This window comes from Variovorax sp. LjRoot290, from assembly GCF_964253985.1.
Taxonomy (GTDB): domain Bacteria; phylum Pseudomonadota; class Gammaproteobacteria; order Burkholderiales; family Burkholderiaceae_C; genus Variovorax.
Map to the genome: position 1 here is coordinate 1478979 of NZ_CAXURW020000001.1, position 14980 is coordinate 1493958.

15 protein-coding genes are annotated in these 14980 nt (G+C 68.5%); 7 read left to right on the plus strand and 8 right to left on the minus strand.

What is annotated here, in order from left to right:
* The first annotated feature begins 1 nt into the window (after nt 1).
* Nucleotides 2–283, plus strand: coding sequence for a DUF6587 family protein (locus tag ACSQ9A_RS07425; RefSeq protein ID WP_436303183.1), 282 nt, complete (start codon nt 2–4; stop codon nt 281–283).
* A 7-nt stretch (nt 284–290) separates the two neighbouring features.
* Entirely contained in the window at nt 291–1472 is a 1182-nt protein-coding gene (locus ACSQ9A_RS07430) for an FAD-dependent monooxygenase (protein ID WP_436303184.1), read from the plus strand.
* Between the two features lies 1 nt (nt 1473).
* Here ACSQ9A_RS07430 and ACSQ9A_RS07435 read toward each other — a convergent pair whose 3' ends face one another.
* The 6 genes from ACSQ9A_RS07435 to ACSQ9A_RS07460 form a co-directional block, all read right to left on the minus strand.
* Complete coding sequence (locus tag ACSQ9A_RS07435) at nt 1474–2724, minus strand: SMI1/KNR4 family protein (protein WP_436303185.1); 1251 nt, start codon at nt 2722–2724, stop codon at nt 1474–1476.
* 38 nt (nt 2725–2762) lie between these two features.
* Nucleotides 2763–3599, minus strand: coding sequence for a tryptophan 2,3-dioxygenase (gene kynA / locus ACSQ9A_RS07440; protein WP_093106468.1), 837 nt, complete (start codon nt 3597–3599; stop codon nt 2763–2765).
* 12 nt (nt 3600–3611) lie between these two features.
* Nucleotides 3612–4910 carry a kynureninase gene (kynU, locus tag ACSQ9A_RS07445; protein ID WP_436292626.1) on the minus strand — a complete coding sequence of 433 codons (1299 nt, stop codon included), beginning with the start codon at nt 4908–4910 and terminating at the stop codon, nt 3612–3614.
* A complete protein-coding gene (gene kynB / locus ACSQ9A_RS07450) occupies nt 4907–5551 on the minus strand; it encodes an arylformamidase (protein ID WP_093106463.1) in 645 nt (214 codons plus the stop codon). The genes kynU and kynB overlap by 4 nt, the downstream gene beginning before the upstream one ends.
* Before the next feature lie 73 nt (nt 5552–5624).
* The gene (gene argF / locus ACSQ9A_RS07455) at nt 5625–6560 is read right to left on the minus strand and encodes an ornithine carbamoyltransferase (RefSeq protein WP_436303186.1); all 936 of its coding nucleotides are present in this window, start codon (nt 6558–6560) and stop codon (nt 5625–5627) included.
* Nucleotides 6557–7762 carry an aspartate aminotransferase family protein gene (locus ACSQ9A_RS07460; RefSeq protein ID WP_093106459.1) on the minus strand — a complete coding sequence of 402 codons (1206 nt, stop codon included), beginning with the start codon at nt 7760–7762 and terminating at the stop codon, nt 6557–6559. Before ACSQ9A_RS07460 ends, argF begins: the two co-directional genes overlap by 4 nt.
* 161 nt (nt 7763–7923) lie before the next feature.
* On the opposite strand from ACSQ9A_RS07460, the gene ACSQ9A_RS07465 reads away from it, so the two are divergent.
* Complete coding sequence (locus ACSQ9A_RS07465; RefSeq protein ID WP_093106458.1) at nt 7924–8247, plus strand: DUF3579 domain-containing protein; 324 nt, start codon at nt 7924–7926, stop codon at nt 8245–8247.
* A 126-nt stretch (nt 8248–8373) separates the two neighbouring features.
* Here ACSQ9A_RS07465 and rpsT read toward each other — a convergent pair whose 3' ends face one another.
* Entirely contained in the window at nt 8374–8688 is a 315-nt protein-coding gene (gene rpsT, locus ACSQ9A_RS07470) for a 30S ribosomal protein S20 (RefSeq protein WP_093106455.1), read from the minus strand.
* Between the two features lie 116 nt (nt 8689–8804).
* Between rpsT and murJ the strand changes: the two genes are divergently transcribed.
* Genes murJ through yccS form a run of 4 tightly spaced genes read left to right on the plus strand, consistent with a single transcriptional unit; the run spans nt 8805 to nt 13991 of the window.
* Nucleotides 8805–10370: a murein biosynthesis integral membrane protein MurJ gene (gene murJ, locus ACSQ9A_RS07475; protein ID WP_436303187.1), complete on the plus strand. Its 1566-nt coding sequence runs from the start codon at nt 8805–8807 to the stop codon at nt 10368–10370.
* 55 nt (nt 10371–10425) lie between these two features.
* Nucleotides 10426–11277: a SirB1 family protein gene (locus ACSQ9A_RS07480; RefSeq protein ID WP_093106450.1), complete on the plus strand. Its 852-nt coding sequence runs from the start codon at nt 10426–10428 to the stop codon at nt 11275–11277.
* Complete coding sequence (locus ACSQ9A_RS07485) at nt 11277–11699, plus strand: bleomycin resistance protein (protein WP_093106447.1); 423 nt, start codon at nt 11277–11279, stop codon at nt 11697–11699. The genes ACSQ9A_RS07480 and ACSQ9A_RS07485 overlap by 1 nt, the downstream gene beginning before the upstream one ends.
* A 39-nt stretch (nt 11700–11738) precedes the next feature.
* The gene (yccS, locus tag ACSQ9A_RS07490) at nt 11739–13991 is read left to right on the plus strand and encodes a YccS family putative transporter (RefSeq protein ID WP_436303188.1); all 2253 of its coding nucleotides are present in this window, start codon (nt 11739–11741) and stop codon (nt 13989–13991) included.
* On the opposite strand, the gene ACSQ9A_RS07495 is transcribed toward yccS, so the two are convergent.
* Nucleotides 13980–14969, minus strand: a complete 990-nt coding sequence (locus ACSQ9A_RS07495; RefSeq protein ID WP_436303189.1) for a GlxA family transcriptional regulator — start codon at nt 14967–14969, stop codon at nt 13980–13982. The two genes, yccS and ACSQ9A_RS07495, sit on opposite strands and share 12 nt — an antisense overlap.
* Between the last annotated feature and the right edge of the window lie 11 nt (nt 14970–14980).

A 14980-nucleotide genomic window follows, 5' to 3' on the forward strand; every position in this document is an offset into this window, starting at 1 on the left:
GATGACACAAGAAATCATCGTCGGGCTGATCGTCGCGCTGGCCGCGATCTATGCGGTCTGGCGTTGGATGCCCGCCGGCTGGCGCCACGCCGCGGCGGCGAGGCTCGCGTCGGGCACGCAGCGCGCGGGCCTGGTCGATGGGGAGCAGGCACGGCAGTTGGCCGAGTCGCTGGCCAAGAGCTCGGGCTGCGGCTCGTGCGACAGCTGCGGCAGTTGCGGCACCACCAAGAGCAGTCCTTCGGCAGCGCCGGATCGCGCAAAGCCAGCGACGCGCGCGCATTGAGCGGGGCATGCCGGCCGCTCACATCCTGATCGCAGGCGGGGGCATTGCGGGTCTGGCGAGCGCGCTCGCGCTGGCTCGCCGCAGCCACCGCATCGACCTGTTCGAACAGGCCGTGGCTTTCGGCGAGGTCGGTGCCGGCATCCAGCTCGGCCCCAACGTCACGCGCCGGCTGCAGTCGCTGGGCGTGTGGGAGCCGCTCGTGCGCATCGCGGCGCGGCCCGAGGCGCTGGTGGTGCGCAGCGCGACCAGCGGCCTGGAGATCGCCCGCCTGCCGCTCGGCAATGCGATGCTGCGAAGCTATGACTCCCCTTATCTTTGCGTGCACCGCGCCGACCTGCATGCGCTGCTGCTGGCTGCCGTGCGCGGGAGCGGCGCCGTCACGCTCAACACCGGCACGCGCGTCGACCAGGCGGTGGCGCGTGCCGGTGCGGTCTGCGTGTCGAGTGCGGATGCGCGGGCCTGGGAGGGCGATGCGCTGATCGGCGCCGACGGCCTCTGGAGCGCGGTGCGTTCGCGCGTGGTGGAGGATTCGCCGCCGCCGCGCGCGACCGGCCACACGGCCTGGCGTGCGTTGGTCGAGCAATCGGCGCTGCCTGCGGCGCTGCGCAGCACGCAGATCGGCGTCTGGCTCGGGCCGCGGCTGCATGCGGTGGCTTACCCGGTGCGCCGCGGCGATGCGCTCAATGTCGTGGTGCTGGCCGAGGCCGCGCCGGCCGGCGATGCGCGCGATTGGGACCAGGCGAGCAGCCTGGCTGCGCTGCAGGCGGCGACCGGCCGAACCTGCGCCGGCCTCCAGGCGCTGCTGGAAGCGATGCCTTCATGGGGCGCATGGACGCTCAGCGACCGGCCGCCGCTCACCGGGCCCGAGCAGATGGCCGGCGAACGCGTGGCCCTGGCCGGCGATGCGGCGCATCCGATGCTGCCCTACCTGGCGCAGGGCGCCGGCATGGCGATCGAGGACGCGGTGGCGCTGGCTGGTGCACTCGATGGAGGCGATTCGGCGGCAGTGCCGGCCGCGCTGGCGCGCTACGCGGCCGCGCGCTGGGAGCGCAACGCCCAGGTTCAGGCGCGGGCGCGGCGCAACGGCGAGATCTTTCATGCCACCGGCCTGGTGCGCGTGGGGCGCGATGCGGCCCTGCGACTGCTCGGCGCGCGGCTGCTCGACGTGCCCTGGCTCTACCGGGCTTGAATCAGAGCGCGAAGCTTTGTAAATGGTCGACACGCTCGGCCAGACCGTGCGCGCCCAGATAGTGGCTGACCTTGCCGGTGCGCACCTCGGCCAGCGAGGTCTCGAGCTCGGCGAGCATCCCGTTCCTGACCGATTCGAAAGCCGCGGGCAGGTCATCGTGGGCCTGGCCGTAGGCAGCGGCGATGAGTCGTGCGGCGGCCGGCGCGCCGCAAGCCACGCACTCTGCGATCGCGGTGGCGCTCGGTTGGGCGCCGTGATCGAGCAGCAGGGTGACGAGTTCGGGCGAGACCGCGCTGTCGATGTAGTCGAGCGCGTCCAGCGCCACCGGCGCACCGGCGCGCACCAGCGCGGCCGCTGCAGCATGGGCACCGTGGCTCAGCGCCAGGTCGGTGGCGATCGCGCTGCCCTGCAGCGGGCCGTCGAGCGCCACGCCGGCCGCCGCCAGCCGTTCGACCAGCGCGGCATCGTCGGTGGCGACCGCATGACGCAATGCGATGCGCGAGAGCGGGCCGTCCTGGCCCAGCGTGCCATCGGCCAGCGGTGTCTTCCAGTCGACCGTGGCGCGGCGGTAGAACGCGACCAGCTTGTCCATCAGCTCCAGGGACAGGCCGTGCGCTTCGTGACGCTCGTCGAGGTATTCGAGCAGTGCTTGCCCGGTGAAGTAGTCGCCGGCCGGTTCGAGCGGGTCTTCGTCCAGGTGCAGCACGGCAAAGGCTGCGTACAGATCGTGCCCGACGGTCGTCAATCCATCCTCGTGCAGCGCGTGCGCCCAGGCCTCGGGGAGGCCCTGCTTCCACGCCAAGATATGGCCGTAGTCCGCGCCGGGCTCGACCACGGCGTAGATGCGGTCGCTGTATTCGAAGCCGCCGAAGGGCAGGGCGGTGAGCTTGCCGTCCCAGGCTTGGTCGCCCGCCTTGGCGGCTTCCTCCGCCACTTGCCGTTCGTGATCGATCCAGCCCTGCAGGTCGTGGTAGCCGTCGCTGCCGTTCCAGAACAGCTCGCTCCAGCTGACGGCCTCTTCGTTGCCGTTCATGCGCAGGTGGAGGTCGTAGTCGATGCGCCCGCCCGCCGTTTGCTGCCAGAGCGCGACGAGTTCGGGCGGGATCGGCCCGGCGCACAGGGCCTGTACCGTGGCGATCTGCTCGAAGGGAATCGGCGGCCGGGCATCGAAGATCACGCGCTCGGCAAAGAGCACGATGCCGTGCTCGCGCAGCTGGCTCAACTCGTCGTCGGCAAAGAAATCGCTGCTCATCGTCGTCTCCTTGATCGTTGTCGAGCTCGGCGGCGGCGCTACAGGTCGGTACGCAATTTCCAGATCTCCGGGAACAGCACCACATCGAGCATCTTGCGCAGGTAGCTTACCCCGCCGGTGCCGCCCGTGCCACGTTTGAAGCCGATCACGCGCTCGACCGTGGTCACGTGGCGGAAGCGCCAGAGGCGGAAGGCGTCTTCGAGGTCGGTCAGTTCCTCACCGAGCTGGTAAATGTCCCAGTGAGCCTTCGGGTTGCGGTAGGCCACGAGCCAGGCTTGCTCGACGCCGTCGCTGAGTTCATAAGGCTTGGTCCAGTCGCGCTCGAGGTGGTCGGCCGGAATGTCCAGCCCGCGGCGTGCCAGCAAGCGCAGCGCCTCGTCGTAGAGCGAGGGTGCGCGCCACGCCGCCTCGACCTCGGCCAGCAGCTCGGGGCGGTGCGCATGGGGCTTGAGCATGGCGGCGTTCTTGTTACCGAGCGCGAACTCGATGCAGCGGTACTGCCAGCTCTGGAAGCCGCTGGAGCTGCCCAGGTAGGGCCGCATCGCGCTGTACTCGGGCGGCGTCATGGTGGCCAGCACGTCCCAGGCGTGCACCAGCTGCTCCATGATGCGCGAGACGCGCGCCAGCATCTTGAAGGCGCTGGACAGGTCGTCCTCTGCGACGCAGCGGATCGCGGCGCGCAGCTCGTGCAGCATGAGCTTCATCCACAGCTCGCTGGTCTGGTGCTGCACGATGAAGAGCAGCTCGTCGTGCGCCGGCGAGCGCGGATGCTGGGCGTTGAGGATGCTGTCGAGGCTCAGGTAGTCGCTGTAGCTCATCGAGGCGCTGAAGTCCAGCTGCGCCTTTTCGTCGTGGACGATCTTTTCGGTGCTCATGTGCGTCCCTCTCTAGGTCACCGCGAGTTTCTGGTTGAACTCAGGGCGCTTCCATTCCTCGCGCTCCAGGACCTGCACCAGGTGCTCGACGGCATTCCACACGTCTTCGAAGCCGAGGTACAGGGGCGTGAAGCCAAAGCGCAGGATGTCCCTGTCCTCCGATTGCCCTGAGCTCGTCGAATGGGCGGCGCGGAAGTCGCCGATCACGCCGCGCGCGATCAGCGCCTGCACGATGGCGTAGGCACCGGGCTCGTTGTCGCTGAGTGCGAGGCACACCTGCGAACCGCGCTGCGCATGCGCGCGCGGCGTGACCAGCGTGAAGCGGCCTGGGCAGCGTTCTTCCACCAGGGCGATGAAGGCGTCGGTCAACGCCAGCGACTTGGTGCGCAGCGCCGCCATGCTGCCCTGATCGCCGTCGAAAGGCTCGGCGGCCAGTACCGTGTCGAGCCCGCATTCGAGTGCGGACAGGGCGATGATGGGCTGGGTACCGCACAGATAGCGCGTCACGCCTGGCGCCGGCCGGTAGTGCGGCGTGAATTCGAAGGGCGCCGCATGGCCGAACCAGCCCGACAGAGGCTGCTCGAAGCGGCTCGCATGCCGTGCATGCACCCAGACGAAGGCCGGTGCGCCCGGGCCGCCGTTCAAGTACTTGTAGCCGCAGCCGATCGCGAAATCGGCCTCGCTGTCGTTGAGCGCCACCGGCACCGCGCCCGCGCTGTGCGCGAGGTCCCACACCGTGAGCGCGCCGGCCGCGTGGGCCGCGGCCGTGAGCGCCTTCATGTCGTGCATCGCGCCGGTTCGGTAGTTCACGTGCGTGAGCATCAGCACCGCCACTTCGGCGGTCAGTGCCGCGGGCAGCTCGCCGGCCTCGATCAGCTTCAAGGTGAAGCCGCGCTCGCGGCACAGCGACTCGGCGATGTAGAGGTCGGTCGGGAAATTGCTGCGTTCGCTGATCACGACCTGGCGGCCGCTCGCCTTCATCTGCGACAGCGCCGCGAACAGCACCTTGTAGAGATTGACCGAGGTGCCATCGGTGCACACCACCTCGCCGGGCGCCGCGCCGATCAGGCGCGCCAGCTTGTCGCCGAGGCGCTGCGGCAGGTCGATCCAGCTGGCGCTGTTCCAGGAGCGGATCAGGCCTTCGCCCCATTCCTTGGCGACGACCTCGGCGACGCGCGCCGGCGCGGCCTTGGGCAGCACGCCCAGTGAGTTGCCGTCGAGGTAGATCACGTCCTCGGGCAGGATGAACAGGTCGCGCAGGGCGGCGAGGGGGTCTTGCGCGTCGAGGCGCTGGCAATCGTCGAGGGTCATGGTTGGGTAGGTGTGAGTTCGCGCAGCACGGCGCGGACAGGGGAGGCATCGGCCGTCACAAGCTTGAGCGGCAGCGCGATGAGTTCGTAGTCGCCTTCGGGCACGGCGTCGAGCACGAGGTTTTCGAGCACGCGCAGGCCGAGGCGGCGGATGACCTGGTGGCTGGCTAGCGTCTTGCTCTCGGCCGGATCGATGCTGGCGGTGTCGATGCCGATCAGCTTCACGCCCAGCGCGGCCAGGCGCTCGATGGTGGCGGGCGCGTAGGCGGCGAGCGCGCCGTCCCAGCGGTCGATGGGTGCGTGCCGGTAGGTGCGCACCAGCACGCGCGGCGGCAGGTTGTCGGCGGCGTGAGCGAGGTGCTCCCACTCGATCAGGGGCCCGCACTCGATCGCATGGATCACGCGGCAGGGGCCGAGGTAAGGGGAGAGATCGACGTCGCCGATGGTCGCGCCCGCCGGGTCGTAGTGCAGCGGCGCATCGGCATGCGCGCCGACATGCGGCGAGAGCGTGATTTCGCTGACGTTGACCGGACAGCCCGGCCCGATGGTGGCCGCCCAGCGCTGGCGGTAAGGCGTGTCGCCGGGAAACACCGGCGCGCCTTCATGCACCGGTGGCGAGATATCCCAGATGCGTTGGTTCATGGCGCAAAGTTAGCGCCGCGAACGGGGTCGTGGTGTCGGTTATTTCCAACAGAATGAAAACACCGGCGCGAGCTCAGCCCGTCTGCCGGCCGAGCAGCAGGAACTCCATCAGCGCCTTCTGCGCATGCAGCCGGTTCTCGGCTTCGTCCCACACCACCGATTGCGGGCCGTCGATCACTTCGGCCTGGACTTCCTCGCCGCGGTGCGCTGGCAGGCAGTGCATGAAGAGGGCGTCGGGATGGGCGACGCGCATCATCTCTTCGTCGACGCACCATTCGGCAAAGGCCGCGCGGCGCGCTTCGTTCTCGGCCTCGTACCCCATGCTGGTCCAGACGTCGGTGGTCACCAGGTCGGCACCGCGGCAGGCTTCCATCGGGTCCTTGAACACCTTGTAGCTGTCGGCCGAGCGGATGCCGGCGATCGACTGGTCGACCTCGTAGCCGCTGGGCGTGCTCACATGCACCTTGAAGCCGAGAATCTCGCTGGCTTGCAGCCAGGTGTTGGCCATGTTGTTGCCGTCGCCGACCCAGGCCACCGTCTTGCCGGCGATCGAGCCACGGTGCTCGATGAAGGTGAAGATGTCGGCCAGGATCTGGCAGGGGTGGAATTCGTTGGTGAGGCCGTTGATCACCGGCACGCGCGAATGCGCCGCGAAGGCCTCGATCTTGGTCTGCTCGTAGGTGCGGATCATCACCAGGTCGACCATGCGGCTGATGACCTTGGCGCTGTCCTCGATCGGCTCGGCGCGGCCGAGCTGGCTGTCGCCGGTGGTCAGGTGCACCACGCTGCCGCCCAACTGGTACATGCCGGCCTCGAAGCTCACGCGGGTGCGGGTCGAGGCCTTCTCGAAGATCATGGCCAGCGTGCGATCGACCAGCGGCTGGTGCTTCTCGTAGGCCTTGAACTTCTTCTTGATCAGCGCGGCACGCGCGAAGACGTGCGCGTACTCGTCGGCCGTGAAGTCGGAAAACTGCAGGTAGTGCCGGATGGCGGGTGTCTTGTCGCTCATGGCCGAGGCTCCGCGAGGAAGGCTTTCACGATCGGCGCCAGGATCGCGACGATCTCGTCCGCTTCGGCGATGCTGAGGATCAGCGGCGGCACCAGGCGGATCACGCTGTCGGCCGTCACGCTGAGCAGCAGGCCGGCATCGCAGGCGCGGTTGAGGATCACGCCGCAGGGCCGGTCGAGCTCGATGCCGAGCATCAGGCCCTGGCCGCGGATTTCCGTCACGCCCGCCAGGCCGCCCAGCTCGCGCTCCAGCGCGGCCTTGAGATGCGCACCGACATTGGCTGCGTTCTCGAGCAGCTTGTGCTCTTCCATGATCCGGATGGTCTCGATGCCGGCGCGCATCGCGAGCGGATTGCCGCCGAAGGTCGTGCCATGGTTGCCCGGGCCGAACAGGTTGGCGGCGCGCGGACCTGCGACGACGGCGCCGATCGGCACGCCCGAGCCGAGGCCCTTGGCCAGCGGCATCACGTCCGGCAAGATGTCCGCCCACTGGTGCGCGAACCACTTGCCGGTGCGGCCCATGCCGCACTGAACCTCGTCGATCATCATGAGCCAGTCGCGCTCGTCGCAGAGCGCGCGCACCTGGCGCAGGTACTCCCAGCGCATCGGGTGGATGCCGCCTTCGCCCTGGATGGTTTCGAAGAACACGGCCACCACGTTCGGATTGCCTTCGGTCGCCTTCTTGAGCGCTTCGATGTCGTTGAGCGGCACGCGGATGAAACCTTCGACCAGCGGGCCGAAGCCCTTCTGCACCTTGGGATTGCCGGTGGCCGACAGCGTGGCGATGCTGCGGCCGTGGAAGGCGGCCTCGTAGACCACGATCTCGGGGCGCTCGATCCCCTTGTCATGGCCGAACTTGCGCGCCAGCTTGAGCGCGGCCTCGTTGGCCTCCAGCCCGGTGGAGCAGAAGAAGGCGTTGGTGAGGCCCGAGAGCTCGGTCAGCTTGGTCGCCAGCTGTTCCTGGCCGGGCACGTGGTAGTAGTTGGAGCTGTGGATCAGCTTGGCGATCTGGTCCTGCAGCGCGGGCACCAGCTCGGGGTGGTTGTGGCCCAGCGTGTTGACGGCAATCCCGCCCAGGCCGTCGAGGTAGGCGCGGCCTTCGGTGTCCCACACTCGGCAGCCCTGGCCGTGCGACAGCGCGATCGGCAGGCGGCCGTAGGTGTTCATGACGTGGGGCGACGAGGGGGCGGCAGTGGCGCTCATACGATCTCCGGAAAAGGGAACGCGGATTCTAGGCGTGCCCTTTGACAGCATCGTTGAGGATTGAGCATCACAGCAATGCCCTCGCAGGTGTCGCTCGCGGGACCGCCGGATAGAATCGTTGTGCAGCGCAGCACAAGTGCGCGTTTCCCGCTCGCCGACCGATGGTTTCCCCCTCCGCCAAAGAAGTTTTCATCCAGGGCATCACCCAAGATGGCCGGACATTTCGCCCGAGCGACTGGGCGGAGCGACTGGCGGGCGTGATGTGTTCGTTCCGCCCGGGCGGGCCCCAGCCCGGGAGTCATCTGAACTACTCGCCCTGGTGCGTGCCGACGGTCATCAATGGCATCAAGTGCGTGGTGGTCAGCAGCGAACTGCGCGAGGCCGAGGTGATGGCCTGGGACTTCGTGATGAATTTCGCCAGGGACAACGGGCTGCAAGTGGTGGAGGCTTGCCTGGTGCCGGATGCCAAAACCGGTCGCCCATGAAGAACCGCCCGAAGGCGGCCGGACATGAAAAAACCGCCCGAAGGCGGTTTTGTCACTTTGCTGCAGCGCACCCCGATCAAACGGCGGACTGGCTGAAAACCGGTCCGGGCTTAATGCCTGATGACGTCAGGCGGCGGCCTTTTCAGGGGCGAGGGCCAGGGTCTTGACCTTGGCCGCGAGGCGGCTCTTGTCGCGAGCGGCCTTGTTCTTGTGGAAGATGCCCTTGTCGGCGACGGTGTCGACGATGCTCTGGGCCTTCGCGAAGAGTTCTGCCGCCTTGGTCTTGTCGCCGGCGAGCACCGCCTTTTCGACATTCTTCACGGCGGTACGGTATTTGGAGCGCAGCGAGGTGTTCGCGGCGTTGAGCTTGACGTCCTGGCGGACGCGTTTACGGCCCGACGCGAGGCGCGGGTTCTTTTTCTTGGGCTTGGCGGATGCCATGGATGTGTTCCTTAGGTGTCTGAGGATGATGCAGCAAAGCCCTCCATTATAGGCGAGGAGCCCGAGGCCGTCCTGCAGGCCCGGAAGAGCACGCGCGGCCACATACACTTCCGCCCGTGTCCCTGTTCAAATCCGCCTCCACCGTCTCCCTGCTGACGCTCGCCTCCCGGGTCACGGGGCTCGTCCGCGACGTGCTCATGACCTCGGTGTTCGGCGTCAGCGCGATGACCGACGCCTTCTACGTCGCCTTTCGCATCCCCAACCTGTTCCGGCGCGTGTTCGGCGAAGGCGCCTTCAGCCAGGCTTTCGTGCCGGTGCTGGCCGCCAGCAAGACGGAGCGCGGCGAAGAGGGCGCCAAGGAACTGGTGGATCACGTGGCGACGCTCCTGACCTGGACTTTGGTCGTCGTCTGCGCGGCCGGGGTGATTGCGGCGCCGCTGATGGTCTGGGCCATGGCCAGCGGCCTCAAACAGAATCCGCAGGGCTTCGATGCCGCGGTCGTCATGACGCGGTGGATGTTTCCCTACATCGGTTTCATGTCGCTGGTCGCGCTGGCCGGCGGCATTCTCAACACCTGGCGCAAGTTCGTGGTGCCGGCGGCGTCGCCGGTGTTGCTGAACGTGGCGCTGATCCTGTCGATCGTGCTCGGCGCGCCGTGGTTCCGGCGGCTCGGTATCGAGCCGATCTATGCCCAGTGCGTGGGCGTGATGGTGGGCGGGGTGCTGCAACTGGCGCTGCAGATACCGGCCCTGCGCGGGCTCGGCATGATGCCGCGCATCGGTGCCAGCATGACGGCGATCCGTGCGGCCTGGGCCGATCCGACGACGCGCAAGATCACCAAGCTGATGCTGCCGGCGCTGGTCGGCGTCAGCGTGGCGCAGATCTCGCTGCTCATCAACACACAGATCGCGTCTCATCTGGCGACCGGCAGTGTCAGCTGGGTCACCAACGCCGATCGCCTGATGGAATTCCCGACCGCCATGCTGGGCGTGGCGCTGGGCGTGGTGCTGATGCCGCAGCTCGCAGGCGCGCGTGCCGCCAAGGATGACGTGCGCTATTCGTCTATGCTCGACTGGGGCCTGCGCCTCGTGGTACTGCTCTCGGTGCCCTGCGCGTTGGCCCTGCTTGTTTTCTCCAAGCCTCTGGTCGCTGTGCTGTTCCACAACGGCGCCTTCAACGAGTTGCACGTGCAGCGAACCAGCATGGCGCTCATGGGCTACGGGGTCGGCCTGGTCGGCCTGGTGGCGATCAAGGTGCTGGCGCCGGGCTACTACGCCAAGCACGACACGCGCACGCCGATGCTGATCGCCGTGGTGGTGCTGGTGCTCACGCAACTGCTCAACATCGTCCTCGTGCCGGTGCTGCAGCATGCGGCGCTGACACTGACGATCGGCATCGGGGCGCTGATCAACGCGAGCTGGCTGCTGGTCGGCCTGATCCGGCGCGGCAACTACCAGCCCGAGCCGGGCTGGGGCAAGTTCGTGCTGCAGGTGATGGCCGGCGCCCTGGTGCTGGGTGCGCTGCTGGTCTGGGGCGCCCAGCACTTCGACTGGATCGGTTTGCAGGCCGAGCGCCTGCGCCGCATCGGCCTGCTGGCGGCGCTGATCGTGGGTGCCGCGCTCCTCTATTTCGCGGTGCTTGCGCTCGTCGGTGTCAAGTTGCGCAGTTTTGTGCGCCGTTGAAACGCGACGCATGCAGCCGCCTTGACGCTCTCCGCGCGCTCCTCTACAAAGACACATGACGTTCAGCTTCTCGGCACCGACTGCTCTGGAGTACTTCGACTCGCTTGTCAAGAGCGACGATCACTTTCCCCTGCTCGAAGCGGCCGCCAGCCTGGCGCAGGACGAATATCCCGAACTCGACGTGCAACAGGTGCTGGGCGACGTCGACCAGCTGCTCGCGCGGCTCAGGCGCCGCCTGCCCGCCGACGCGGCGCCGCTGCAGCGCCTGCGGGCGCTCAACCAGTTCTTCTTTCATGACCTGAGCTTCGGCGGCAACGTCAACGACTACTACGATCCCGACAACAGCTACCTCAATGCCGTGCTGCGCACGCGCCGCGGCATCCCGATCTCGCTGGCCGTGCTGTGGATGGAGCTTGCGCAGGGCCTGGGCCTGCAGGCGCGGGGCGTGGGTTTTCCGGGCCACTTCATGCTCAAGGTCACGCTGCCGAAGGGACAGGTGGTGATCGACCCCTTCACCGGCAAGTCGCTCTCGCGCGAAGAGCTCAGCGAGCGGCTCGAGCCCTACAAGCGCAGCAACGGCCTGGTCGGCGACTTCGACGTGCCGCTGGGCCTGTACCTGCAGCCGGCCTCGCCGCGCGAAATCATCGGCCGGATGCTGCGCAACCTGAAAGAAATCCATCGCGCGCAGGAAGACTGGCAGCGTGCGATCGCAGTGCAGGACCGGCTGGTGGCGCTGTTTCCCGAAGCCTGGGGCGAGTACCGCGACCGCGGCCTGGCGCATGCGGAGCAGGGCAACAGTGCACTGGCGGTGCGCGACCTCGAAACCTATTTGATGCACGCCGAAGACGCGCTCGACATCGATGCGATCGCCGAGCGCGTCGCTGCGCTGCGCCGGACGGAGAACTGATGGACCAGGCCAAGGCCACGGGGGTCGACCTCGGCACGCGGCACGAGTTCCACGGCATCCAGCCGGTGCTGCCGGTGGCCGATGCGTCACGCGCCGCGCGCTACTTCTGCGACGTGCTGGGCTTCGAGCTCGACTTCATCGCCGGCGAGCCGCCGAGCTATGCGCGCGTGAAGAAAGGCGATCGCAGCTACGGCGACCCGGTCTACATCCGCCTTTGGCAATGCGGCCGGCGCGAAGCCGATCCCTGGCGCGGCGAGATCGTGATCCATGTCGGCCAGGATGTCGACGGACTGCATGCCGCCTACCTGAAGCGCGGCGTCAACGTGATCGAACCGGTGGCGTCGCAGCCCTGGGGCCTGCGGGAGTTCGCGATCCGCGAGCCCGACGGGCACGTGCTGCGCTTCTGCGGCTACCTGCCTTAGCTGCCCGTGCCGTGGCACGCATCATGCGTGACCACGGCAATGATTTCACTTGCAGGCTACACCTTTCGCCAGCGGCTTCGCGCATTCGCAGGCCGGGCGCAGCCGCTGCGGGTGCTGCTCACGTTGGGCAGCCTGGTGGCGCTGTGCGAGTTCACCGGGCATCCCGAGGCGTTGATCCCGCTGTTCCTGGGCGCCATCGCGAGCGCGCTGGCCGAAACCGATGACAGCTGGCGCGGCCGATTTCGCGCCCAGGTCGTGACGCTGGTTTGCTTTGCAGCGGCGGCGTTCGCGATCGAGGCCTTGATTGGCGAGCCCCTGCTGTTCATCACCGCTCTGGCGCTGGCGGCGTTCTGCCTGACGATGCTGGGCGCGGTCGAGGCGCGCTACAAGGCGATCGGCTTCGCGACGCTCATCCTGGCGGTGTACGCCATGCTCGGCATCGACAACCGGCCCGCGAGCGACGCCGCAGACTGGGCCGAGGCGGTGCTGCTGTTGGCCGGCGCGGCCTGGTACGGGGTGTTTTCGGTGCTCTGGTGCGCGGCCTTTCCGGCCCAGCCGGTGCAGGAGCGCCTGATCAGACTGTTCTCGGTGCTCGGCGACTACGTGCGCTTCAAGGCCTCGCTGTTCGAGCCGCTGCGCGGGATCGACATCGAGCGCAAGCGGCTCTCGCTCGCGCAGCTCAACGCCGAGGTGGTGGCCGAGCTGAATGCCGCCAAGGAAAGCATCTTCAGGCGGATCGGCGCCCGCGCACCGACCGGCCGCATCGCGCGTTATCGCGGGCTCTACCTGATCGCGCAGGACGTGCATGAGCGCGCGAGCTCGTCGCACGACGACTACAACGCGCTGGCCGACGCCTTCTTCCACAGTGACCTGCTGTACCGCTGCCAGCGCGTGCTCGGCCTGCAGGGACAGGCTTGCCAGCGCCTCGCCCGTTCGATCACCCGGCGCGAGCCCTTCGTCGCCGACGCCGGGACGGTGCAGGCGCTGGCGGAGCTGCGCAGTGCGATCGAGCAAGAGCGCGAGCGCGCGACCACGCCGGAACGACTGGCGCTGCTGGCCTCGATCGAGGCGCTTGCACGGAACCTCTTGCAGCTCGACGGGCAGCTTGCGGGTGCGAGTCAGCCGGCCGCCCAGGCGGGGCGCACCGACATGGGCTTGTTCGACCGCTCGCCGCGCTCTTGGCGCGAGGTGATGGAGCGCGTGCGGCGCCAACTCACGCCGCGCTCGGCGCTGTTCCGTCACGCGTTGCGGCTGGCGATCGCGCTTGCCGCCGGCTACGGCGTGATGCAGCTGATTCATCCGGCGCAGGGCTACTGGATCCTCCTGACCACGCTGTTCGTCTGCCAGCAGACCTACAGCGAGACCGTGGCGCGCATGGGCCAGCGCATCGCAGGCACCGCGCTCGGGGTGGTGGTCGGCTGGGCGCTGCTGCAGCTGTTTCCCCAGCCGCTGCTGCAGTCGCTGCTGGCCGTGGTGGCCGGCGTGCTGTTTTTTGCCACGCGCACCACCCGCTATCTGCTGGCCACGGCGGCCATCACGCTGCTGGTGCTGATGTGCTTCAACCAGGTGGGCGATGGCGATGGACTGATCGCGCCGCGGCTGGTCGACACGGCCATCGGCAGCGCCATTGCGGGGCTCGCCGTGCTGCTGGTGCTGCCGCACTGGCAGGCGCGGCGCATCGACGAGCTGGCCGCGACTGCGATGCGCAACCATGCCGGCTACCTGCGACAGATCGTCCAGCAGTACCGCTCGGGCGCGCGCGACGACCTGGCCTACCGGCTCGCGCGGCGCAACGCCCACAACGCCGACGCGGCGCTCTCGACTGCGGTGGCCGACATGTTCCGCGAGCCCGGCTACGTGCGGCCGCGCGCAGGCGTGGCGTTGCGATTCCTGATCCGGTCGCACACGCTGTTGAGCTATCTCTCGGCGCTCGGCGCGCACCGCGTTGCGCTGCCCGATGCGGAACGTGCAGCGGTGCTGCGGGAAGCGGCCGAAGATGCAGCGGCGGCGCTTGATGCCTTGGCCGCCGGGCTGGAGAGGGGGGAGCCCGATGCGGCGGGCGCAGGCCCGGAGTCCTCCGTCCGTGCGGCGCTCGCGACGGCGATCGACCCCAGCGACGGGGCAGACCAGGCCGCCCGCCTCGTTCGCACGGAGCTCACGCTGATCTGGCTGCAGATCGACGCGTTGCGCGACCATGCGCGCGAATGGCTGCAGCCTGAGGGCAAGGTGCCGGCAGAAGCGTCAAGGGCGGCCGAAACCCCGCAGGATGAGTGCACGCCGCTATCGTCTTGATAGCAGATGTGCTTCCGACGGCGAGCCCACCAGACCGAACTGGCGCCAGGCCCGGCGCAGTTGCGTGTCGGAGCCGAAGCCCGAGAGTTCGGCCGCGCGCGTGACGTTGGCGCCCGACTGCAGCGCGAGCTGCGCCGTCGCGAGTCGCAGGCGGCGCAGATAGGCCAGCGGCGCCACGCCCGCGTGCTCCACGAACAGGCGCGTGAGATGGCGCGCCGAGGTGTGGGCCACGTCGGCCATGCGCGGCACGCTCCAATCTGCCTGCGGCTCCTCGCTCACCGCATCCTGCACGCGATGCAGCGCGGGATGCAGATGGTTGCGGTAGGCCAGGAAGGGCGAGAGCTCGGGATCGTGCGGGCCGCGCCGCAGCGCCACCACCATGGTCTGCGCGACCTGCGCCGCGAGCGCTTCGCCGCAGCTTTCGGCGATCCGGTGCAGCGTCAGGTCGATGCCGGTCGTCACGCCGGCGCTGCTGTAGAGCGGCGGGTCGATCACGAACACGCGGTTGGCAACCACCTCGCAGCGCGGCTCCACCTGGCGCAATTCGTCCAGATGGTGATGGTGGGTGGTGGCGCGCCGGCCCGCGAGCGCACCCGCGTGGGCCGCGAGCAGGGCACCGGCGCAGATCGTGACGAGCTCGAGCCGGCCGCGCTCGAAGCGCAGGCCGCGCAACCACTGCAGCAAGGCCTGCGCCTGCGGGCCCGCCGTCGAGATCGTGTTGCCCGGCAGTCCCACGAGCACGATCCACGCCGGGCCGTCCCACTGCGCCGGCAGCGGCGACAGGCCGGCGAGGGTCACGCCGACCGAGCCGATCGCCGCCGGGTCCGGAGAGGCGAATTCGATCTTGAAGCGCTCCGGCTGGCCGCTGGCGCGCAATTGCTGGTTGGCGATGCGCAAGGCCTCGGCCGGGCCGGCCCAGTCCAGCACGAGGCTGTGGGGCAACAGCACGAAGACAACCCGGATCGAGGGCAAGCTCATCGTGCGCGCGG